The organism is Paenibacillus sp. CB74 (genome assembly GCF_055687625.1).
In genome coordinates, this window is sequence record NZ_CM146009.1 from 3,399,958 (window position 1) to 3,420,505 (window position 20,548).

24 protein-coding genes are annotated in these 20,548 nt (G+C 46.7%); 6 read left to right on the forward strand and 18 right to left on the reverse strand.

Annotated features, from left to right (window positions below; all coding sequences use genetic code 11):
- Positions 1-50 precede the first annotated feature (50 nt).
- The gene (locus ACX9NY_RS14960; RefSeq protein WP_036610190.1) at positions 51-251 is read right to left on the reverse strand and encodes a hypothetical protein; all 201 of its coding nucleotides are present in this window, start codon (positions 249-251) and stop codon (positions 51-53) included.
- A gap of 317 nt (positions 252-568) precedes the next feature.
- Between ACX9NY_RS14960 and mnmL the strand changes: the two genes are divergently transcribed.
- From mnmL to ACX9NY_RS14980, 4 genes are all read left to right on the forward strand, one after another.
- Positions 569-1,522: a tRNA modification radical SAM protein MnmL/YtqA gene (gene mnmL / locus ACX9NY_RS14965; RefSeq protein WP_472479131.1), complete on the forward strand. Its 954-nt coding sequence runs from the start codon at positions 569-571 to the stop codon at positions 1,520-1,522.
- Positions 1,523-2,134 carry a tRNA 5-(aminomethyl)-2-thiouridylate-methyltransferase MnmM gene (mnmM, locus tag ACX9NY_RS14970; RefSeq protein ID WP_472479133.1) on the forward strand — a complete coding sequence of 204 codons (612 nt, stop codon included), beginning with the start codon at positions 1,523-1,525 and terminating at the stop codon, positions 2,132-2,134. It begins immediately after the preceding gene.
- Between the two features lie 163 nt (positions 2,135-2,297).
- The gene (locus ACX9NY_RS14975) at positions 2,298-3,275 is read left to right on the forward strand and encodes a type I phosphomannose isomerase catalytic subunit (RefSeq protein WP_472479135.1); all 978 of its coding nucleotides are present in this window, start codon (positions 2,298-2,300) and stop codon (positions 3,273-3,275) included.
- A 41-nt stretch (positions 3,276-3,316) separates the two neighbouring features.
- On the forward strand, positions 3,317-4,297 hold the full coding sequence (locus tag ACX9NY_RS14980; RefSeq protein WP_339259996.1) for an alpha/beta hydrolase: 981 nt from the start codon (positions 3,317-3,319) through the stop codon (positions 4,295-4,297).
- 132 nt (positions 4,298-4,429) lie between these two features.
- Here the strand turns inward: ACX9NY_RS14980 and odhB are convergent, their stop codons facing one another.
- From odhB to ACX9NY_RS15015, 7 genes are all read right to left on the reverse strand, one after another.
- The gene (odhB, locus tag ACX9NY_RS14985; RefSeq protein WP_339259994.1) at positions 4,430-5,701 is read right to left on the reverse strand and encodes a 2-oxoglutarate dehydrogenase complex dihydrolipoyllysine-residue succinyltransferase; all 1,272 of its coding nucleotides are present in this window, start codon (positions 5,699-5,701) and stop codon (positions 4,430-4,432) included.
- Positions 5,702-5,706: 5 nt separating this feature from the next.
- On the reverse strand, positions 5,707-8,580 hold the full coding sequence (locus ACX9NY_RS14990) for a 2-oxoglutarate dehydrogenase E1 component (protein WP_339240783.1): 2,874 nt from the start codon (positions 8,578-8,580) through the stop codon (positions 5,707-5,709).
- 634 nt (positions 8,581-9,214) lie between these two features.
- Positions 9,215-9,649: an NUDIX domain-containing protein gene (locus ACX9NY_RS14995; RefSeq protein ID WP_472479138.1), complete on the reverse strand. Its 435-nt coding sequence runs from the start codon at positions 9,647-9,649 to the stop codon at positions 9,215-9,217.
- The gene (locus tag ACX9NY_RS15000; RefSeq protein WP_339240779.1) at positions 9,650-10,147 is read right to left on the reverse strand and encodes a GNAT family N-acetyltransferase; all 498 of its coding nucleotides are present in this window, start codon (positions 10,145-10,147) and stop codon (positions 9,650-9,652) included.
- Between the two features lie 241 nt (positions 10,148-10,388).
- Positions 10,389-10,754, reverse strand: coding sequence for a YybH family protein (locus ACX9NY_RS15005; RefSeq protein ID WP_472479140.1), 366 nt, complete (start codon positions 10,752-10,754; stop codon positions 10,389-10,391).
- A 26-nt stretch (positions 10,755-10,780) separates the two neighbouring features.
- Positions 10,781-11,290: an 8-oxo-dGTP diphosphatase gene (locus ACX9NY_RS15010; RefSeq protein WP_339240777.1), complete on the reverse strand. Its 510-nt coding sequence runs from the start codon at positions 11,288-11,290 to the stop codon at positions 10,781-10,783.
- A 230-nt stretch (positions 11,291-11,520) separates the two neighbouring features.
- Positions 11,521-12,309 carry a DUF3891 family protein gene (locus tag ACX9NY_RS15015; protein ID WP_339259988.1) on the reverse strand — a complete coding sequence of 263 codons (789 nt, stop codon included), beginning with the start codon at positions 12,307-12,309 and terminating at the stop codon, positions 11,521-11,523.
- Positions 12,310-12,503: 194 nt separating this feature from the next.
- Here ACX9NY_RS15015 and coaA point away from each other — a divergent pair, with 194 nt between their 5' ends.
- On the forward strand, positions 12,504-13,433 hold the full coding sequence (coaA, locus tag ACX9NY_RS15020) for a type I pantothenate kinase (RefSeq protein ID WP_339259986.1): 930 nt from the start codon (positions 12,504-12,506) through the stop codon (positions 13,431-13,433).
- 66 nt (positions 13,434-13,499) lie between these two features.
- Entirely contained in the window at positions 13,500-13,862 is a 363-nt protein-coding gene (locus ACX9NY_RS15025) for a DUF423 domain-containing protein (RefSeq protein ID WP_472479142.1), read from the forward strand.
- Between the two features lie 69 nt (positions 13,863-13,931).
- On the opposite strand, the gene ACX9NY_RS15030 is transcribed toward ACX9NY_RS15025, so the two are convergent.
- The 10 genes from ACX9NY_RS15030 to ACX9NY_RS15075 all read right to left on the reverse strand — a co-directional run bounded on the left by ACX9NY_RS15030 (position 13,932) and on the right by ACX9NY_RS15075 (position 20,523).
- Complete coding sequence (locus ACX9NY_RS15030) at positions 13,932-14,483, reverse strand: histidine phosphatase family protein (protein WP_339259984.1); 552 nt, start codon at positions 14,481-14,483, stop codon at positions 13,932-13,934.
- 24 nt (positions 14,484-14,507) lie between these two features.
- Positions 14,508-15,290, reverse strand: coding sequence for a glutamate racemase (gene murI, locus ACX9NY_RS15035; protein WP_339240769.1), 783 nt, complete (start codon positions 15,288-15,290; stop codon positions 14,508-14,510).
- Positions 15,291-15,533: 243 nt separating this feature from the next.
- Positions 15,534-15,920, reverse strand: a complete 387-nt coding sequence (locus ACX9NY_RS15040; protein ID WP_472479145.1) for a hypothetical protein — start codon at positions 15,918-15,920, stop codon at positions 15,534-15,536.
- Between the two features lie 220 nt (positions 15,921-16,140).
- Positions 16,141-16,860, reverse strand: coding sequence for a GNAT family N-acetyltransferase (locus ACX9NY_RS15045; protein WP_472479147.1), 720 nt, complete (start codon positions 16,858-16,860; stop codon positions 16,141-16,143).
- A 2-nt stretch (positions 16,861-16,862) separates the two neighbouring features.
- Positions 16,863-17,234, reverse strand: a complete 372-nt coding sequence (locus tag ACX9NY_RS15050) for a hypothetical protein (protein WP_472479149.1) — start codon at positions 17,232-17,234, stop codon at positions 16,863-16,865.
- Positions 17,235-17,326: 92 nt separating this feature from the next.
- On the reverse strand, positions 17,327-18,208 hold the full coding sequence (locus ACX9NY_RS15055) for a serine/threonine-protein kinase (RefSeq protein ID WP_472479151.1): 882 nt from the start codon (positions 18,206-18,208) through the stop codon (positions 17,327-17,329).
- Between the two features lie 39 nt (positions 18,209-18,247).
- Positions 18,248-18,781: a GNAT family N-acetyltransferase gene (locus ACX9NY_RS15060; protein WP_339259972.1), complete on the reverse strand. Its 534-nt coding sequence runs from the start codon at positions 18,779-18,781 to the stop codon at positions 18,248-18,250.
- A complete protein-coding gene (locus tag ACX9NY_RS15065) occupies positions 18,778-19,359 on the reverse strand; it encodes a DJ-1/PfpI family protein (protein WP_339240760.1) in 582 nt (193 codons plus the stop codon). Before ACX9NY_RS15065 ends, ACX9NY_RS15060 begins: the two co-directional genes overlap by 4 nt.
- Positions 19,360-19,377: 18 nt before the next feature.
- Positions 19,378-19,524, reverse strand: a complete 147-nt coding sequence (locus ACX9NY_RS15070) for a hypothetical protein (RefSeq protein ID WP_339259969.1) — start codon at positions 19,522-19,524, stop codon at positions 19,378-19,380.
- A gap of 60 nt (positions 19,525-19,584) precedes the next feature.
- On the reverse strand, positions 19,585-20,523 hold the full coding sequence (locus ACX9NY_RS15075) for an SDR family oxidoreductase (protein WP_339240756.1): 939 nt from the start codon (positions 20,521-20,523) through the stop codon (positions 19,585-19,587).
- Positions 20,524-20,548 lie beyond the last annotated feature (25 nt).

Genomic DNA, 20,548 nt, shown 5'->3' on the forward strand with positions numbered 1-20,548 from the left:
GGGCAAATCTCAAAGATTCCCTCTTCGATTTATTTGGAATTGGGGTCCAACTACTTTAGTAGTTCATAGTCTACCTTATCTTGGTGTGAAAAATCAAATGTCTTTTCGAAAGCATCGCGAACTTTTTGTCTTGCAGCCGCTTTCACTTTCGGATTTCCATTAAAACGAACACCCGTTAAAGCCAGTGCTTCCTCTGCCGTCAATTCAACAGACACATGATTCAATTCATTGTTTTTTACTTGGGAATTCATTCATATCACCTCACGGTATAGTATGGTCCATGACGTCAACATTGATTCAAATGCTATGATGAATAGTACCCATTAGATGGTGTCTGACGCTGATTTAAATATAACATAAGGTGTAAACTATAGCAAGGAGAAAACCTTGATTTTACGGCCTATTTTGCGTTTAGGTTCCCTTTTTTTTTAGTTTTTTGATACAATGATAAAAGTTCATGAAAACACCTATAATCGCTATCCATCGTCTATGACGGAAATCGCATAGCGCTTCTTCTTTTGTTCACGTATGATTACTGTAATTAGACAGCCAAAGGAGTACCTTGAAGATGAATGCACCTTCATTACAGTCCCCTCTCCTGTGGGGAGATAAACGATTCCATACCTGGAATTATGAGATGCGAGATCAATTCAACAATAAAGTTTTCAAAGTGATGCTGGATGCTGGATTCACCTGTCCCAACCGTGACGGTTCCATTGCCAAAGGTGGCTGCACCTTCTGCAGTGCGCGTGGATCAGGCGATTTTGCTGGCAGCAGACGTGAAGATCTGGTTACCCAATTCAATACGATTCGAGATAAACAGCACCTCAAGTGGCCTACAGCCCATTATATTGGTTACTTCCAAGCCTATACGAACACATATGCTCCGGTTGAGGAGCTTCGCGAATATTTTGAAGAAATTTTAGAGCAACCAGGTGTTGTTGGTCTGTCCATCGCCACGCGCCCGGATTGTTTGCCAGATGACGTTGTTGATTATTTGGCTGAACTGAACGAGCGCACATACTTGTGGGTTGAGATGGGGCTTCAAACGATCCACGATTCCACATCAACATTGATTAATCGGGCGCACGACACGAAGTGTTACGAAGAAGCGGTTGAGAAATTACGCAAACGAAATATACGTGTGTGCACACATATCATATATGGTCTGCCTCAAGAAACGCATGAGATGATGCTGGACACTGGACGGGCAGTCGCCAATATGGATGTACAGGGCATCAAGATTCACCTATTACATCTGATGCGTAAAACACCAATGGTAAAGCAATACGAAGCCGGTCTTTTACGTTTTCTCGATCAGGACGAGTATATCAAGCTGATCGTAGATACATTGGAGATGCTCCCGCCAGAAATGATCGTACACCGCCTTACAGGCGACGCACCGCGTGATCTGCTGATTGGGCCAATGTGGTCCATGAACAAATGGGAAGTATTGAACTCCATTGATCGTGAGCTGCGAGAGCGGGATTCATGGCAGGGTAAGTATTGGAGGCGAGCATAGATGGGCTTTCTTTCGGTTCTCAGCTGTGCTCATCAGTGGATTGCTTCCCGTCTGCAGCCAGGTGATCTGGCCATAGATGCAACAGTTGGTACTGGAGCAGACACACTATTTTTGGCACAACAAGTAGGCAAACGTGGTCAAGTCATTGGATTCGATATTCAAAATGAAGCCCTTACGCTTGCACAGGCCCGGATTCGAAAACAAAACGACGAAGCCAAGCTTGGCTCCATCTCCATGCTTCAACTAAGTCATGATCGAATGGCAGAAGCCGTGCCGGAGTCATGGCTTGGTGCGGTTGGCGCAGTCATGTTTAATCTGGGGTATCTGCCTTCGGAAAATGCAGATTCCTCCATCATAACCAAGACTGACAGTACAATTGCTGCACTCGAGGCCGCACTCGCTTTATTACGTCCTCGCGGCATTATTACAGTTGTGCTCTATCCCGGTCATGACGGAGGCGCACAGGAAGCATCAGCCGTGTTGGAGTGGTCCTCTTCCCTGCCGGTAGAACAGGCACAGGTTGTGCTGTATCGCCAATTACAGCGAGAAACTTCTCCTTTTCTGATCGGCATTGAGAAAAAAATAATTTCCTTTGTTCACCAAATACAATAAACTAGACACAATCGCAAGGTGAGCTGTTAACGGCTTCTCCTTCCTGCGATCTGTGTTCTAAATCTACATATGCAAACGTATTCACTTGTTTGTTCATGGCGATTGCAGGCCCATGACTGATTAAAGCGATCCACCATTTCATATACTAGAGGAGAGATTACTGATGTCTACGCCATACCCATTACAATTCCAACCTGAATTCAAAGAACGTGTGTGGGGCGGTCGTGCGCTGGAGCAATTCGGCCTTACGCCCCCTGAAGGACATATCGGAGAAGGCTGGATGATAGCCGATCATCCAAACGGTACAACCAAGGTATTAAATGGAGCACTAGCTGGCAAGGGTCTGGATGAAGTTCGTGAACAACTGGGCACCGAATGGCTTGGAACCAAAGGCGTTTCCGAAAAAGGCGGTCGTTTCCCCCTTCTGATTAAGCTGCTTGACTGCAACGATGACCTGTCCGTTCAGGTTCATCCCACAGACGAGTATGAGGCACTTCCTCCTGGCGAGCTTGGCAAAACAGAAATGTGGTATGTACTCGACGCAAAACCGGGCGCGCACATCATCTACGGCCTGAATGAAGGCGTGGATCGGGCAACATTGAAAGAGGCATTGGAAAACGGCACGGTGATGGATACCCTTCGTCAGGTACCTGTAGAAGCTGGTGATACGTTCTTTATCCCTGCCGGAACCGTACATGCGCTCTGTGCAGGTGTCGTTGTCGCTGAGATTCAGCAAAACTCGGATACGACTTACCGGATTTACGATTACAATCGTCCTGGACTGGATGGTAAACCACGTGAGTTGCATGTTGAAGACTCATTGAATGTCACCGCCTATGAGGGTGCAGGTGCTTCAACAATGAAAACCAATAACGCTACTCCTGGTGAATGGCTCATGCTTGCGGAATGTCCTTATTTTGTGGTGGAAAAAGGGGTTGTAACTGAACGCTGGGAACTCTCCACAAATCCTGACAGCTTCACAATTCTCGTTGTCTGTGAAGGAGAAGGCACTTTGGAGTGGGCACATGCTGAATCAGACCGCATTGAATTGAAAGCTGGACAGTGTTATCTCTTGCCAGCCAATCTGGGTTCTTATACTTTAAACGGGAATACTACTGTTCTTCGCTCTTATCTGCCATAAATCAAGCTCATATGTAACCTGTGAAGGAGGAATTACACGAGATGCAGGAATCTACCTTTGCCTTGGTCGCTAGTGAAGGTACCCGTATTCATGTGTACCGCTGGCTTCCCGATCCGGAATGCGACGTTAAGGGTGTAGTGCAAATTGCACATGGCATGGGCGAGACGGCCGCCCGATACGCGGAATTTGCCAGCGTTCTTACTGAAAATGGCTATGCGGTCTATGCCAATGACCATCGGGGTCATGGCAAAACTGTGGAGAATGCCAAGCTACTCGGCAATGCTGGTGTTGATGCCTTCCGCTGGATGGCAAGTGATATGATTAATCTCGGCGAAGTAGCCGCCAAGGAGAACCCTGGGGTGCCCCTTTTTCTAATGGGACATAGCATGGGTTCATTCTTGGTACAACATCTCATGTACGCTGGTCATGAGCAGTACCATGCCTTTATTCTATCCGGGACGAATGGTAGACGCGGTCTGCTACGGTTTGGAGAGAAGCTGGCCTTCTTGCAATGCGGCATTCAGGGGGATACTCATCCCAGCATGCTGCTCAACGCGATTGTATTTGGTGGATTTAACCGCTCTTTCCGCCCTGCAACGACACCGTTTGATTGGTTGTCCCGGGACGCACAAGAGGTTCAGCGATTCATTGATGATCCCCTGTGCGGGGCAGTCTGTACAGCAGGCTTTTTCCGCGACTTCTTCAAATTGCTGCTCGAAGTCCATCTTCCACACAATATGGAGCGCATACCTAAACACAAACCCGTATATCTGTTCTCAGGTGAAAAGGACCCCGTTGGACTTCATGGCAAAGGTGTTCTTAATCTGGTCTCCCAGTACAAGAAGCTTCAACTGGAGAATATTGAGTATCGCCTGTATCCGGGTGGACGCCACGAAATGCTGCATGAGATCAACCGAACAGAAGTGGCTCAGCATGTTGTAGACTGGCTAGAGCGGAATACCCCTAGCTCGAATACACACGATAGGCCTGTGAGCCTTACTGAAACAGCTGACTCTATATAATAGAGCCGGAACAATACAATACTTTCGATAGCAAAAGAAACCCCTGAATCGGATGTACAGCTCACGCTGCGCTCCAATTCAGGGGTTTCTTGTTAAACGATATGAATAATAGCCTTGATCAAACGTTATGGATTAACCTTCAATCAACAGTGATTCCGGGTCTTCAAGCAGTTCTTTCACGGTCACAAGGAAACGTACAGCTTCACTGCCGTCGATAATTCGGTGATCGTAAGATAGCGCGATGTACATCATTGGACGGTTTTCCATCCGCTCTGCATCAATCGCCACTGGACGAAGCTGGATCTTATGCATCCCCAGAATACCCACTTGTGGTGTATTCAGAATTGGCGTAGATAACAAGGAACCGAATGTTCCACCATTCGTGATGGTGAACGTTCCACCTTGTAGATCAGATAACGCCAGTGTGTTGGAACGAGCTTTGGATGCCAGGTCCGCAATGCTCTTCTCAATCTCGGCAAAGCCCAGTCGATCGGCATCACGTACAACCGGTACAACCAGTCCTTCTTTCGCAGATACGGCAATGCCGATGTCATAATACTTTTTGAGTACAACATCTTCGCCATCAATCTCTGCGTTAATTGTAGGGAATTTTTTCAGAGCTCCCACAACTGCTTTGGTGAAGAAGGACATGAACCCGAGGTTAATCTCATGTTTCTCTTTGAACTTGTCCTTACGGCGTTTACGTACATCCATAATCGCAGTCATATCCACTTCATTGAACGTAGTCAACATGGCTGCAGTCTGCTGAGCCTCTACCAGACGTTTGGCAATGGTCGCACGACGGCGAGACATCCGCTGACGCTCCACTGGTTTGGTATAAGTAGAACTTCCAGCTGCCGGAGCACTTGGTGCCGCAGGAGCTTTATTGGCAGGTGGAGCTGCCGGAGCAGGTGCCTGATTGTTATGGCTCTTCACGTCGTCCTGGTATACCCGTCCAATTGGATCTTTGCTCTGAACCTGATCCAACTCGATACCACGTTCACGTGCAAGCTTGCGAGCGGACGGTGAAGCCGTTTTGGCGCTGTCGGATGATTCCGGTGCCGCAGCAACAGGTGCTGTTGGTGTTGGTGCTTCAGGTGCAGGAGTAGCGGCCTTTTTCTCTTCTGCCGCTGCCGGTTCGGAAGCGGGTGCACCGCTTCCTCCTCCAGAGCCAGCTGAGAGTGTACCGATCGTTTCACCGATCTCTACCGTCTCTCCTTCCTGACGAATGATCTTCTCCAGCACACCGCTTTCTTCTGCGCTGATCTCGATATTTACTTTATCCGTTTCCAGTTCAAGAAGCACATCACCCTGATTAACGGTTTCCCCTTCTTTAACCATCCATCTGGATACAGTTCCCTCAGTTATTGACTCACCCATTGCAGGTACTTTAATTTCACTCACAGCTCTTACCTCCCCAGTGGAATATTATTCTTCGTCGTTTGTTTCAACGCAGATGTAATAATCTGTTGCTGTTCCATACTATGCACAAGCTGATAACCGCTGGAAGGACTTGCGTGTTCCGGGCGACCTTCGTATCTAACGGTTGTGCCTTCCGGAGCAACTTCGCGAAGACGAGGCTCCATGTAAGTCCAGGCGCCCATATTTTTGTTTTCTTCCTGTACCCATACCAGTTCTTTTACATTACTGAAACGTGCGAGGATACGTTTGATCTCTTCTGCCGGGAACGGATACAGCTGTTCCACTCGAATGATGTGAAGCCATGACCAATCTGCTTTATCTTTTTCAAAAGCATCTTCCAGGTCAATGGCAATCTTGCCACTGCACAGAATAATGCGCTCCACACGATCCGGCTGCGTACCCAGCCCAGCTTGCTCAAGCACAAGTTCGAATTTGCCTTCACTGAATTCCACTGCAGGTGATGCAACACGCGGATTCCGGATGAGACTTTTCGGTGACATCATCACAAGTGGACGGGCATCTTCCGTTTCAGTCAACGAAGCTTGACGACGCAACAAGTGGAAGTACTGGGAAGCACTCGACAAGTTGGCAACCGTCATGTTGTCTTCTGCACACAACTGAAGGAAGCGTTCCAGACGAGCACTTGTATGCTCAGGTCCCTGACCTTCATTCGCATGTGGAAGCAACATCACCAGACTGGATTTTTGAGACCACTTGGCACGACCTGCGGATACAAACTGGTCAAAAATAACCTGTGCACAGTTGGCAAAATCCCCGAATTGAGCTTCCCAGATGACCAGTGTATCTGGTGAATATACGTTATATCCGTATTCGAATCCAACAACGGATTCTTCAGACAACGGACTGTTATAGATGGCAAAGGATGCTCTTGCCTGTGGCAAGTGATGCAACGGACAGAACTTGGCTCCGTTCTCCGAATCATGCAGTACCAGATTCCGATGAGCGAATGTAGCGCGCTCGGCATCCTGTCCACTAATCCGAATTGGTTTGCCATCAGCGAGAATGGTTGCAAATGCGAGTGTCTCCGCAAGGCTCCAATCCACTTTTTCCCCTTCGTTCAGGGAAGTGCTCCGGCGTTGCAAAATGCGCTGTAGCTTCGGATACACATTGAAGTTCTCAGGCCATTTCAGCAGGTCCGCATTAATGCTGCGCAGATTCTCCAATGGTACGGCAGTAGGCGTAATTGTAACTGCTTCCGGCTCACTGATTTTCCGTTGGTAATATTCATGTACTTCATTTTTCTTCATCTGGTCATAAGCTTCTTTTAATTTGTTCGTTACTCCATCGCGAATGCTCGTAATGGACGCATCATCGATAACCGATTCCTGCTTCAATAGATCCTGATACAGGTGGCTTACCGTTGGATGGTTTTTCACCTTGTCATAAACGATAGGTTGAGTCGTTTCAGGATCATCAGTTTCATTATGGCCGTAACGACGGTAACCGATCAAGTCGATCAGGAAATCCTTTTTGAAACGATTGCGATACTCTGCTGCCATACGAATGGCTGCAATACAAGCTTCCGGATTGTCCGCATTCACGTGTACAATCGGAATTTCGTACCCTTTAGCAAGGTCACTTGCGTAGTATGTTGAACGGGAATCACCGCTATCTGTAGTGAAACCCAGACGATTGTTAACGATAATATGGATGGTTCCACCATTCTGATATCCTGGCAGAGCTTTGAAGTTAAGTGTCTCCGCAACGATCCCTTCTCCAGGGAATGCGGCATCACCGTGCATCAAAATGGTAGCTGCCTTCGTTACATCCTGTTTCGGATATCCAGGGTCACGACGGTCATCCTGAGCCGCACGTGCAAAACCCTGTACAACCGGATTGACGTATTCCAGATGGCTCGGGTTATTCGCCAGAGTAAGGCGGGCCTGCACAGTTTCCCCGTCTTTTACAAAACGGTTGGCACCCATATGATATTTGACATCCCCCGTCCAACCGTAGTTGATTCCCGTCGAACCTTCCGATGGAACCAGGTCTTTGTTCGGAGCATGATGGAATTCAGAGAAAATTTTGCTGTACGGTTTGCCTAATACATGGGCAAGTACGTTTAACCGTCCACGGTGGGCCATACCCATCAGAATGTGGCTTGATCCGGCTTCTGCCATGATACGGACAGCTTCGTCCAGCATCGGTACAAGCACATCGTTACCTTCGATAGAGAAACGTTTCTGTCCAACAAATGTTTTGTGAAGATAGTCTTCAAATTGCTCAACTTCAACCAAACGTTCCAGCAAAGCCTTACGTTCTTTCGGCGTAAGTGGAGCTGGTGAAGTCCGGGATTCCGCACGGCGATTCAACCATTCACGTTCTTGAACTTCGTGCACATGACTGAATTCATAGGCCATGGGTCCAGTGTAAATCTGACGCAAGCGTTGGATTGCATCCCAACCGGTTGCTGTCTGCCCATCTGCACCTTCCCAGATCAGGGAAGCAGGCAAAGCTTTCAGATCTTCTTCGTTTAATTCAAAATGCTGAGGTTCCAGCAAAGATGTATCTGTATCTTCACTGATTCCAAGCGGGTCTATGTCTGCAGCAAGATGACCATACGTACGGATATTCCATACCAGCTTACCTGCTGTAACCGCTTTCTGTAATAATTGAATGTCCACGCTTCCGGAAGCCGATTGGGCGTTGCCGGAATTCGAGGTTGTGCGTGCATCCTTGCCAGACATTGGCGGTGCACCCCATTGTTCAAATAGTTCACGATAGGCCGGTGTAACCGAACCAGGGTCTTGAGCAAATAATTCATATTGTTCCTGTACGTATCCCATATTGGGGCCATAGTAACTTTCCCAGGGCTTCTTGTTGCCTTCCACGATCGTCATCGACGTTCCCTCCGTCTTGATTTAGTCATAAGTTTTTGACGGAAATCATTGACTAAGCCGTAATTTGCGTTCGTTCAACATTTTAAGCGAAATTTTTCATGAAGTCCAATAATCGTGCTGTTGGTGGTAGTAACGTTAGTCCGACGCTCCCGTCAAGGTTTGTCTGCGTTTTCAAAATCAAAGTAGAACAATGATTGTATATACCGTCGCACAGATGTCGAATACTGTCCTGATCCGTTCGAAGGTTACACTTTCTCCTCTTCTTCAAGTGAAGTCCGTGTTCTAATATCTATTCTATAAACTTTTACGCTCAGGAGCATTTCCTATTTTTAGCTCAATTGATGCATAAATTAGATGAATCAAAATTCATCGAGCAATTTGGTTAGAACAACGAACGCTTAATTATAACAAAATAGGCATATGATCTCCCATTTTACCTCCTTAATTGAATTGTGGTCCATTATGTTCAAAAACAAACCGTCAAGTTAAACATTAACCAATTGACATGACATTCAACAAATAATTGGTTTTTTCTTCAGGAGACCCACTAAAAAAGCTGGCCCAGACGTGAATGATCCGAGCAGCTTCTTTGGATATAGCCAATTTGAGTTAACAATATAGTTGATGATGCGCATCAGGGTGTTCTTTTACTAATCATATACTCTGCAAACGGCGTTAGGGAAAGATCAGTAGTCTGCTCCAGTGTAAACCAATCCGCGCCTAACGAATCTTCACCATCGGGTTCTTTTTTGATCTGATCCGGCTGACAAGCTGCGGTCAAAACAACATCGTACAACATCCCGATATGGTGCAGCTCTTCCGACTCACCTTGATGGACCCATTCCACAACCTTAGACTCCGCAGAACAAATCATTACTTGTAGATCGGTCAGGCCGGTCTCTTCTTCAATCTCACGATGAAGAGCTGCCTCTGGATGCTCACCAAACTCCAGCCTTCCGCCCGGTAAATCCCATTGCCCCTGATATGCTCCCCGTGCCTTATGAATCAACAGAATTTTTTGCTCCCAAGTGACCAAGCCATATACGCCAATATGTGTATACCGATTCACCTAAGTACTCTTCCTTTCGTCTTCATCCTCTGTAACAGCATCCAGATCTATGGCCATACGAATCATATCCACACAGCGAATACCATCCTCTATAATTTCTTCCTCATAGTGCCTCACAAAGAAATCACGATCAACCCCGATAATGCGGAAACCGCAACGTTGGTATAACTTCAATTGATGAAAGCTGGAGTTGCCTGTTCCAATCTCGAGAATCCGGCAGCCTAATCTGCGTGCAGCTTCCATCGCTTCCTTAATCATGTGTTTGCCTACACCTTGTCCCTGCAGTTCTTCCTGTACGGCAATATTAACTATCTCGGCAGTCTCCGGACGAGTCTTGAGCAATACGAACTCTCCAACCATCTCTCCTTCATACTCAGCAATAAAACAAACACCCCGACTCAGGTACTCATCAACAATTTCTTTTGAAGGATCAGCCATCAATAAAAGTTCGTATGGTCGCTCTTCTTCCCAATCCAAAATCCGGAACGACAATTTCATGCCAATCTCCACCTTTTCATCGTACAATATTCATTCTCGTTCTGTTTGCAGAAGCCTATGTATGGCAAATCTACAAATATATCATGCTTACTTCAACAAACTAGTTTACTCAATCTATTAAACACACACTGTTTCTCCTGGGCTAGTCATCTCCCATAAAAATAGTAACCTTCATTATACCATAATATTTGGATATAAATATATAGATATGGATGATACATTATGAGGCATTAATTTTATCCTAAACCAAGCTTAAATGCTCATGGATTAATTTCCATTCCCCATCAAGCCCAGCAACAAACACATTCGTTGCCCGCCCCTTTCCATAAGCCGGCTCTCCCTGATGAATCCCCTTCCAGTGGTAGGTATAAATACAAACTGCCTGATCTTTGCTAGTCGTAATCCACTTAACCTCTTCAGCACTGTAGACTTCTTCCTGGACTGTTTCCCAAGCGTTCTCAAAATAAGCCCGGATTTCGTCTGGAGTAGTGCATGACGTTCCTGTAAACCAATATACGGCATCTGGCGATAACCATTTGCTCACTTCATGAAACTGATGTGTATTCGTCGCTGCAATGTATCCTTCTAGGGCATGCTGGTATCCCATGATCTTCTCTCCCTTTCACGTTGATTTTATCGAACCCCACGCTGTTCAAGAGCGGAATCGCTATACAACATAAATGTCTCTTGCAGCGTACGTCCGGATGACTTCTCCCAGATCACACTCCGCTCAAACGTACCCTTTTGGAAAAATCGTGGGAGACGTTCAGCGAACCAGTCCTGCATAGGCAGCTCGGACACCCGCTTCATAGGCACCCATAACAGTTCGCCTTCGGGCGGATTCTGCAATAATTGTCCCTCGAATGAAGTCGCCAAATAGTTGAATACCATGTAACGTAATCCTTGTTCGGGATCACAGAATTCATCGAGTCCTTTATACGTAATCTCATTGACCGTTAAACCCGTCTCCTCCAGAACCTCCCGCACAGCACCATCCACAATGCTCTCCGGAAAGTCTACCTTTCCCCCAGGAGCGATGTATCCCGGAAATCCTTTGCGATCCGGCCGATTCATTAATAACACCTGATCATTCACTTTGTCCCATACCATACACATCGTTAATATCTCTATTCTGGTGTTCATATTCGTCCTCCTGCTAACATGCACTTCTCTGCTGTACACTAACATTTCTGGGAATAACCTGTGTTTTCCTTCTTTATTCCCACGCTGATTTATTAGTAATTTCACTGATCTCACAGTACATTCCATGATGATATATATGCATACGAAAGGCGGACACCCTGTACATCAGAAGCCCGCCTGTTTTGTGATATTCTATGTTGCTCATTCCCCTAGCTTGGCGTTTCCAGTTCTCAGTTCAAATCCGTAATTAACACACGACGTTCCTTCCACTCAGCTCGGCGATAAGCCTGTTGCATACCAAATTTGCGGATACTTGCCTTCGGCACCGATTTATAAGGCAAAACGACCGTAAAGTCTTCATCAAACGGAAAAAAAGACAGGCCTACTTTTTCATTGGATAACCACTCTGCCTGAATCGGTTGTCTGGAACAGGCATCAAACGTGCAACTAAGCCCTTCTGCAAAAAAATCATAACGCGCAGCAGGTGTTCCAGGTTCCTCCATACATAGAAACAAACTGAGCTGATCGCAGAAAAGCATGATTTCCACATCGCTTTGCATCCTCTGTTTCAATGCTTCAGCATCACCGCCAAGCTCTTTCTGCCAATTCAGCTGACGTTCGTGTTCTTGCTGGAGATAAGTTCGGATGTCTTCATCATCCTGAGCATTAGCACCCAGATTCTTTTGAAATAGCTCCGTATACATCAAACTGCACAATAATCCGGCGTAGAGGTTTTTCTGACAAACCTCTTCAATCCCTTTATGGTAGAATACAAAACGCGGACGCAAAGGAAAATCCCGAAACGAATATGGTGATTGGCTATAATCATTCCAGAACGGAGCAGCATCCAACTCAATCCAGCCCCGGTCATGTTCTCTCGCCGCCAGAATCAATTCATCCCGATGTGCAGCGTCGGCTAGTAATTCTTTCTTCCAGTGGGAAGCCATCTCTCCGGCTACTAATCCATGCTCATGCTGTGCGGTCAAAACAAAATCATGCTCTCTCTCATATATGATCATATGCTGTCACCCTTCCGCATGGTATACGTTGACTTTAACATAAATTGGGTTAAACTTTCCTATAAGTTGGTTTTCGCTCCATTTTCACGAAAGGCATTATGAAACGGACAATGTAAAGGTGTTGTCAGTTTCCTGAAATTTGGTACACTAAAGGTTGTGTCCACAATTATATTACATACAGAAAGCGGGATCTCATGAATTTATACTCTCCTTACATCGAGTTTAACCGCAAGGAATGGGCTGAACTTAAAGAACATCAGACCACTCTTCCACTGACGGAAGCCGAATTAGAACAGTTAAAGGGATTGAATGAAGAGGTATCGATTCAAGAAGTCGAAGATATATATTTGCCTCTTACCCACTTTATTGACCTATATGCAAGAGTTTCACGAGAGCTGAATCGACTAACGGCCTCCTTTATGAAAAAAGAAGCGCTCCCCACCCCCTACATCATCGGAATCGGGGGAAGTGTTGCCGTGGGCAAAAGTACAGCGGCCCGCTTACTTCAGGCACTGCTCGCTCGAGGCAAGAATAGCCCGAAGGTTGACCTTGTCACAACCGACGGTTTCTTATATCCCAATGCCGTGCTGCAAGAGAAAGGCATCATGAACCGTAAGGGATTCCCGGAAAGCTATGATATCAAATCCCTGATTCAGTTCATGGGCGATGTGAAATCAGGCAAACCCGAAGTGAAAGCACCAGTGTATTCTCATCTCGCCTACGATGTCATTCAAGGAGAAGAGGTGCAGATCTGTCAACCGGATATTCTCATAATTGAAGGCATTAATGTACTTCAGGTCAAAAAAGAAACGCCTTTGCTGGTTAGTGATTTCTTCGATTTCTCCATCTACATTGACGCAGAAGAAGAGCATATAAGACACTGGTACGTTGAGCGTTTCAAGCTGCTCCGCAATACGGCATTCCAAGACACGGATTCCTTTTTCCATCAACGATTCGCCAATATTGATGAAGAAGAAACCGTGCGGACCGCCAACCAGATCTGGCAGGATATCAATGCCAAAAACCTGCATGAGAACATTTTGCCAACCAAAGGGCGTGCCAGACTGATTCTGAAAAAGGAAGCCGATCACTCCATTGGGCAGATTCAATTGCGCAAACTCTAAACAACACTCGTGCAAAATAAACCTTGATGTTATAACTAATTACCCTTAAAAGGAGAGAAAAACACATTGCAAACCCAGATTATACTCGGCAGCATTATGATGTTCCTGGCTGTTGCTTTGGGTGCTTTTGGCGCACACGCGCTCAAGCGCAAATTATCCGCTGACATGATCAAAATCTATGAAACCGGTGTTCAATATCACCTCATCCACGGGCTGGGGATCATCCTGATTGGGCTGCTGGCAGACCGTCTCGAATCCTCTTCACTCGTCATGCTTGCCGGATGGCTGATGTTCGCCGGCATCATCCTGTTCTCTGGCAGCCTGTACGCTTTGAGTGTTACGGGTGTTCGCAAACTGGGAGCCATTACGCCACTTGGTGGAGTCGCATTTTTGGCTGGATGGGTTATGATCATGATTGCCGCCCTATAAGCATCCCCTATGAATAAACGAAAAGAGTGTTCTGGCTGATATCCTATCGCTGGAGCACTCTTTTCCTGTTTAATCTGTCCAGATTCTGCGAATGGTGAACTGCCCTGCTTCTGGCCGCTGTTTCTCCAATACATACACATCCGGGTTCGAAAGTTTGGCCCACTCTTCATAGCCAAAGGATGGTTCATACTCACGAATAAGCAGTGATAACAAGTTCCCATGTGTAACCACGGCCCCATGCTGTTCAGGTCTGCTCCACAACTCTTCCAGAAGCGCCAGCCCCCTTGCAGCCGCGTTTCTGGAAGATTCCCCGCCTTCTTCCACCAAATCCACATCATCGTATGTACGTTTCAGTACATCCATCCAGTTAGGCAGATCCAAAGAGCTAAGTACCCTCTCCTGGAGACGTTCATCCGTATGTATATGTTGCAGCGTTGCCATGCCCAACGGCATAGCCGTCTGAACAGCCCTTTTCCACGGACTGGAGACAATATACGTAATGGATTGATCAGCCAAGATATCTGCAAGTTTTTCGGCTTGCCTGATCCCTTCATCTGTAAGCTCTGCATGGGGTTCCTGCCCTGTGGCCTTGGCGTGACGGATAAGATAAATGGACTGCATAGCGATCACCTCCTATGGTGTAACCTACATGGAGTTCTTCTCAAGATATTGGAGTGCCCTGTACATCTTCTCCTGCTCTTCCGGTCGGCCTGCTGAACTGAGGAAAGTGACCTGTTCCCCAATTCTGTCTCCATGCTGAGCGACCAATCCAAGCCGCTGCTTCAGATGATTCACGGTGCCTGTACTGCCATCAATAATCTGTATATGATCTGGCAGAACCGTGCGCAGAATGGACGTATAGAATGGATAATGAGTGCAGCCAAGCACCACTGTCCCATACACCTGAAGATCGAGATCTGCCAGCTTGAGCCGGAAATAATCAGCGATTTTGCCCGGATCAAAATCCAGCTGTTCGCACCATTCCACAAGTTCCGGCAGCGCAATGGAATCCACACTGTGGTGATCATCAACACGCGATACCAGTTCGTTATACTTGGTTTGGCTCAAGGTGAGGGCCGTGGCAAATACAAGCACTCTCTTCCCACTCTCACGATTCATCTCCACGGCTGGTTTCACCGCAGGCTCCATACCAATAATCGGGATATCGTACTTGGCGCGCAGATCTTTAACAGCCAGACTGGTTGCAGTATTACAAGCAATTACGATTGCTCGGACATCCTCCTGAACGATGGCTTCCACACAATCAAAAATATGTCCTCTCACCTCATCCGCAGATTTGGTTCCATACGGGACATGCAAGGTATCCGCGTAATACAGGAATTTTTCTTCGGGAAACTGTTGTAATGCCTTATGCAAAACGGTCAAACCACCGATGCCTGAATCAAAAAAAGCAATTTTCTTATTCAAGGATTTCACCTCTATAATGTATTATTTCGGGTTCCAAGAACCTCTCAATGCTGCTCATGCTGACTGGAGGTGAGGTTTGTACTTCCGGCTCATCACACACTACAGTGCTTGACGACTTGCGGGAACCATTCCGGTTACGGATCGTTCTTCGGAGACAAAGGCGAACGCTATCGCTTCTTCAGAATCGATTCCGTCACCTCCATTATTTCCGCTAAGTCAGATACTAGGGATGATGATGAACCGTTATTCTACGTTTATTTTATACTGTCTGAGCCAGTCCTTGCCACTATGCCACGCCTCTACAGGGTTGTGCTCTCCAAGCATTTCGCTACTTGCCTGAGCCATGATCCATTCCTTAAGACCGTTCTCCGGACTGGATTCGAGTTGCTGTAACAGGAGAAGAAGTCCTTCCTTACCCGTATGCAAGATGTCCTTGTAAACCTCCGGGTTACCAGCAATGTATTCATTGGGATTGCTGCTGGTCAGCAGGACAGGGTCACTAACCATCTGCTGCAGGTTGCTTTCAATCGTTGCTGATAATACTTGTTCTTCCGTCTGAGTCGAGCACGCCGCTACCGTCAGTGCAATACATCCAGATAACAAACCCAGAATCCATCTTCTGCGATTCACTGGACCACTCCTTTCAACAACGAGTTAACGCAACCGGAAGCTGTCTGATCTAACTCCATAACCCATAACATCTCCCTCGCGTGATTGCCTGAACAACCAAACGAATTCACCGCATGGGTGATAAATTCAGCAAAGCTATCATCATAATTATACTCATCTCGGTAGATTCGGATATGCGCTTCAATGACATACTGAAGGTCCTTTTGTAGGAAAGTGCGGATCATCCAACATCACAGCCCTTCCTCAACTCCACAGTTGTGATACTGAAATCTACACCGAACTGAATTAATCCCAATTTACGGGCAACTTGCTGTGAAGCGAGATTATCCCAAGATGTACTGTAGATTGGCATGCGTCCACGTTCCTTGACATGATACTGCCAGCATTTTACCGTCTCCGCTGCATACCCATGTCCTCTATAACCAGGTGCCGTATAGAGACTTGCTTCCGCCCCATGTTCGGAAATCCGTGCGGAGCAGCACACTGCCACAGCAGAATCATCAATAACATAAGCCGAAACAGGCCATTTTTCATGCAAGAGATCTGTTAATTCAGGGAAATGCTCTGCCAGCAAATTACACTGCTCCTGACCAATCAACTGAACCTGCCGATTCCATTCGTCAGATGACTCAGGAAAGACATAGGCTGGTCCCATCCACACATGGTTAACTGGCTCAAAGGTCTGCACCTTTCGAATCAATTTCGGAATATCCAATGGCAGCTCGCATTCCTTACTCAATTCATCCATCAGATCCGGCGGTAACTGCTTGTGGTAATAGATCAGTGAACCGGCAGAAGCCAATCCGATAAATATGGCTGGAGCCTGCCCACCACCCGGCTCGTTAATGCTTAATAGACGCTGCTGCTCATTGATTGTATATAACGTGCTCGCTTGTATCTTCAACATTTCCATAGACGACAGGTTCGATGTAGGAGCCATAACTATGAAGTTAACCTTTGCAATAATCGTTTGCCTTCACTGCCTTTACCTGCTTCCTGCTGATCCAGAAAATCGGGTAATTCACGTAAATCTGACGGCCGATATCCAGCCCCGCATCCACAATTATGAAAGGTATAACCATGGCGATACAGAATCATCACTTTGGTCCATTGTTTGCTATCATTTTGTTTGGGCGCATGGAAATCCTGTCCCATGCTAACCATAGACGCAGCACATTGTGGACATTTATATTCGAGTTGTTCCACAACTTCAGGGCGAAGGTCGTATCCGGAAACTTGTTTAAATGATTTGCGACAATTGAAGCATGCATAGATGTCTTTGTATGGTCCTGACATGGCATATCTGCACATCATCTGCACCCCCTTAATAATTTCCATTATACGGTATTTATCACACACATACGAATGGATTTTGCATATTTGCGAATAATTCGTATACGCGCTCCTTACCTTTGCATTGCAGCTTCTTTCCATGCCTCACCGAGTTCTGCAATCGATGCATACCGCTGGGACCGATCTGCGCTGACTGCACGTATCACAACCTGATATAAAGCCTCTCCGGCACCCCATCTATCATATGAATGGTCTTTCTCCCCACCCAGCAGCGCGAATGCCATGGCTCCCATATTGAATACATTGGTAACCGCATCTATGAGTGCACCCAGCTCGAATTCCTCTGGAGACATGAAACGGGAAGATCCCCACATACGCCCCATGGTATTGGTAAAAGAGCCCTTCCGATACAAGTCTATATCACAAATTTTCATGACGTACTTGTCAAAATCATAGATCAGACTGCCGTCATACAGATCAACAGCCACATACCCTCTCCGCTCCACCTCGATATGAAAATCAAGAATCTGCTCCATCGCGCCAATCCTTGTCTTCACCGGAAGTTGTCTGAACTGATAGTAGGGGGAACGAGGATCTTCATATTTGGCCGGAGGCGGAAATTTCCAGTGGTTATGAAGATTCTCCCCCTCCACCCAATCGAATACACAGACATACCCTTGCTCCGTTGCAAAATGATCCGTTAGTCGGATCAACGTGTCATGCTTCAAATCTTCATAGACGGAAACAGATGATTTCAGATTACGAATGGCTTTCGGGGGACTTCCCGTATGATTCGCATGAATGGTAAGTGCTCCCGCATACTTTACGAACAACCTCTTTCCATCCTTTTGCACGATACCGAAGGAGAGATTTCCTGAATCCTGCTGATCGAATACGCGAAAGACCGTACCCAAGGGCCGTAACCAATCAAATGAGTGAGACTCTTTCAAGACAAAGGAAATACCGTCGATCTCAAGTTCAACTTGACCTGTCATAGGACACCTCCTGCTGTGATATCTTCTTCATATTGAATGCTACGTATAAAAGTAATTCATATGCGCCTCATCATATCCCTGACCATGGACCTCCAGTGCGTTACGCTCAATGCCATACACTTCAAATCCATATCGCTCGTATAAGCGTCTGGCTGATTCATTCGTCGTTACCACACTCAGATTAATTTGCTTGATGCCTTCCAGATATCTTCCCCGTTCCAAGACTTCCTGGAGCAATTGCGATGCCAGACCGTTTCCCCGATATGGCGGAGCAACATAGACGCCCCAGATTATGCCTTTGTGCCTGAGCTTCAGGCCATATTCTCTCTTGAAACCCATCATTCCCGCGAGTGTTCCTTCTGTTGTATATGCGCCCAGGATATAATCGTCGGGCTCGTTATGTATGCGTTCCTGCACTTCATTCATGGGAATCCGAATGGATAATTCAAAGGAAGCCCCGAAGGCTTCAGGATGTGTTTTCAATGCTTCCAGTCGAAACGGCCAGTATACATCTGCTTCATCCCGCTTAATATTGCGCATGATATAGGTTTCTTGCTTTCCATTTTCGTTCATTCTTCGACCACTCCCTCCATTTCATAAGGATAATCGATCTGGAGTTTCACATTTGCTGCCGCTTCCTGTCCTGCAAGCAACCCAACAACATAAATTCCCAGATCAATGGACGTGGCTACTCCACCGGCTGTAATTACGTTTCCATCCCGCACGATCCGGCTCTGAATGACCTCAGCAACGTACGGCTGAAGCAGATCATAGGTATACGGATGTGTCGTCGCTCTTTTACCAGACAAAAATCCAGCCGCACCCAGCAGAAGAGAGCCTGTGCACACGGATACCTTCAAAGGAACAGACTCCGCTTGTTTCAACCAGCCTACAAATGCCTCGTCGTATCGCAGCTTACGTGTTCCCATGCCTCCAGGGACAAACACGAGATCATATTCCGACAGGTCAGGCTTCACTCGATCCACCTTCATCGTTAAACCAGACTCATCCGTGACCTGATCTGTCATTGCACAGGTTTCCCATGTTGTTCCTTTGGTTTGTTCAAAAAAATTCAACCGATTGATCACATCATAAAACCCAGCAAAATCAAGGAAAGTCAGTCCATCAAACAAAACGAATGCAATTTTCATTGGCAACCTCCGCTTATTTTAATTTGGAGAACTCTGGTTATGTTTTTGATTCCGATCCCGTTCCATCGCTTCCTTCACCCAATCACGTTCCGGCAGCTTGCTGTTGATTCGCAAGAGCAAGCCCACAATCACAAGAAGCAGAATAACAACAATGATTTCAAACACGAATCCACCCCTCTCTAGGAAATAGCCGCAATTGTGAATGGATACTGAAGTATATAATCTCTATTTTAAACCACGGGCAATGATCCATTCCAGCCACTTCCACGGTAGCAATGCTTTACCTATGATCAGCACACGCGATCCTTTGCCCAGCGCATATCGAAGCTTTGGTGCACGCATCCGTGCAATTCGTCCGATCAGATCTGCTACCTCCTGTGGGTCAGGTGCCGTCTCGCTTGCATGTTGGGAATAACGAAGGACCGCATCCAGCTTATGCTTATACGGAGAGTCCTCGCTCCGGTGAATCTCACCCAAACCTTTATTCCAGATTGGCGTACGATAAGCGCCTGGCTCAACCAATACCACGCGAACGCCGAACGAAGACATCTCATGCCGCAAACTTTCCGAGAATCCCTCCACAGCGAATTTGGAGGCAGCATATGGAGCATAACCCGGAAAACCGGACAACCCGCTGACACTGGACAAGTTAACAATTAGACCTTGCTTCTGTTCACGCATCACAGGCAGGACTGCACGTGTCACAGCGATTAACCCAAACAGATTCGTATCCATCTGGCGCCGCCAATCCTCCATCGATACTTCCTCAATGAACCCGCCAACCGCAAATCCTGCATTGTTCACCAGTATGTCGATGCGCCCATAATCCAGAACGACTTTGGTTATAGCTGCTTGCACCGATTCAGAATCCGTAACGTCCAACTGCTCATACACCAAACGTTCTGTTATGCCTGCCTCTCCTGCAAGTCTGACCAACTCTTCTTTTCGGTTCAGGTCACGCATGGTGGCAACAACAAGGTATCCCTGCTTGGCAAGAGTAATGGCCGTTAACATACCGAAGCCACTGGATGTGCCTGTAATGAGAGCCACGGGATCATATGCACCGGATATTGATATTCTTTTTTCCTTCGTTTCTTCATTTCTATCATTCTCTGTCTGCATCCGTTGCTGTCCATCTCCTATCTTGTATGTCACCACTGTCATGCAGCCACCTGCTCTCCCCCAATAT

What these genes read in the sequence shown, in the direction of transcription:
- ACX9NY_RS14960 (WP_036610190.1), bottom strand. Translation starts at nt 251, where the DNA reads ATGAATTCCCAAGTAAAAAACAATGAATTGAATCATGTGTCTGTTGAA.
- mnmL (WP_472479131.1), top strand. Translation starts at nt 569, where the DNA reads ATGAATGCACCTTCATTACAGTCCCCTCTCCTGTGGGGAGATAAACGA.
- mnmM (WP_472479133.1), top strand. Translation starts at nt 1,523, where the DNA reads ATGGGCTTTCTTTCGGTTCTCAGCTGTGCTCATCAGTGGATTGCTTCC.
- ACX9NY_RS14975 (WP_472479135.1), top strand. Translation starts at nt 2,298, where the DNA reads ATGTCTACGCCATACCCATTACAATTCCAACCTGAATTCAAAGAACGT.
- ACX9NY_RS14980 (WP_339259996.1), top strand. Translation starts at nt 3,317, where the DNA reads ATGCAGGAATCTACCTTTGCCTTGGTCGCTAGTGAAGGTACCCGTATT.
- ACX9NY_RS14990 (WP_339240783.1), bottom strand. Translation starts at nt 8,580, where the DNA reads ATGACGATCGTGGAAGGCAACAAGAAGCCCTGGGAAAGTTACTATGGC.
- ACX9NY_RS15000 (WP_339240779.1), bottom strand. Translation starts at nt 10,147, where the DNA reads ATGAAATTGTCGTTCCGGATTTTGGATTGGGAAGAAGAGCGACCATAC.
- ACX9NY_RS15005 (WP_472479140.1), bottom strand. Translation starts at nt 10,754, where the DNA reads ATGGGATACCAGCATGCCCTAGAAGGATACATTGCAGCGACGAATACA.
- ACX9NY_RS15010 (WP_339240777.1), bottom strand. Translation starts at nt 11,290, where the DNA reads ATGAACACCAGAATAGAGATATTAACGATGTGTATGGTATGGGACAAA.
- ACX9NY_RS15015 (WP_339259988.1), bottom strand. Translation starts at nt 12,309, where the DNA reads ATGATCATATATGAGAGAGAGCATGATTTTGTTTTGACCGCACAGCAT.
- coaA (WP_339259986.1), top strand. Translation starts at nt 12,504, where the DNA reads ATGAATTTATACTCTCCTTACATCGAGTTTAACCGCAAGGAATGGGCT.
- ACX9NY_RS15030 (WP_339259984.1), bottom strand. Translation starts at nt 14,483, where the DNA reads ATGCAGTCCATTTATCTTATCCGTCACGCCAAGGCCACAGGGCAGGAA.
- ACX9NY_RS15045 (WP_472479147.1), bottom strand. Translation starts at nt 16,860, where the DNA reads ATGGCTCCTACATCGAACCTGTCGTCTATGGAAATGTTGAAGATACAA.
- ACX9NY_RS15050 (WP_472479149.1), bottom strand. Translation starts at nt 17,234, where the DNA reads ATGATGTGCAGATATGCCATGTCAGGACCATACAAAGACATCTATGCA.
- ACX9NY_RS15055 (WP_472479151.1), bottom strand. Translation starts at nt 18,208, where the DNA reads ATGACAGGTCAAGTTGAACTTGAGATCGACGGTATTTCCTTTGTCTTG.
- ACX9NY_RS15060 (WP_339259972.1), bottom strand. Translation starts at nt 18,781, where the DNA reads ATGAACGAAAATGGAAAGCAAGAAACCTATATCATGCGCAATATTAAG.
- ACX9NY_RS15065 (WP_339240760.1), bottom strand. Translation starts at nt 19,359, where the DNA reads ATGAAAATTGCATTCGTTTTGTTTGATGGACTGACTTTCCTTGATTTT.
- ACX9NY_RS15075 (WP_339240756.1), bottom strand. Translation starts at nt 20,523, where the DNA reads ATGACAGTGGTGACATACAAGATAGGAGATGGACAGCAACGGATGCAG.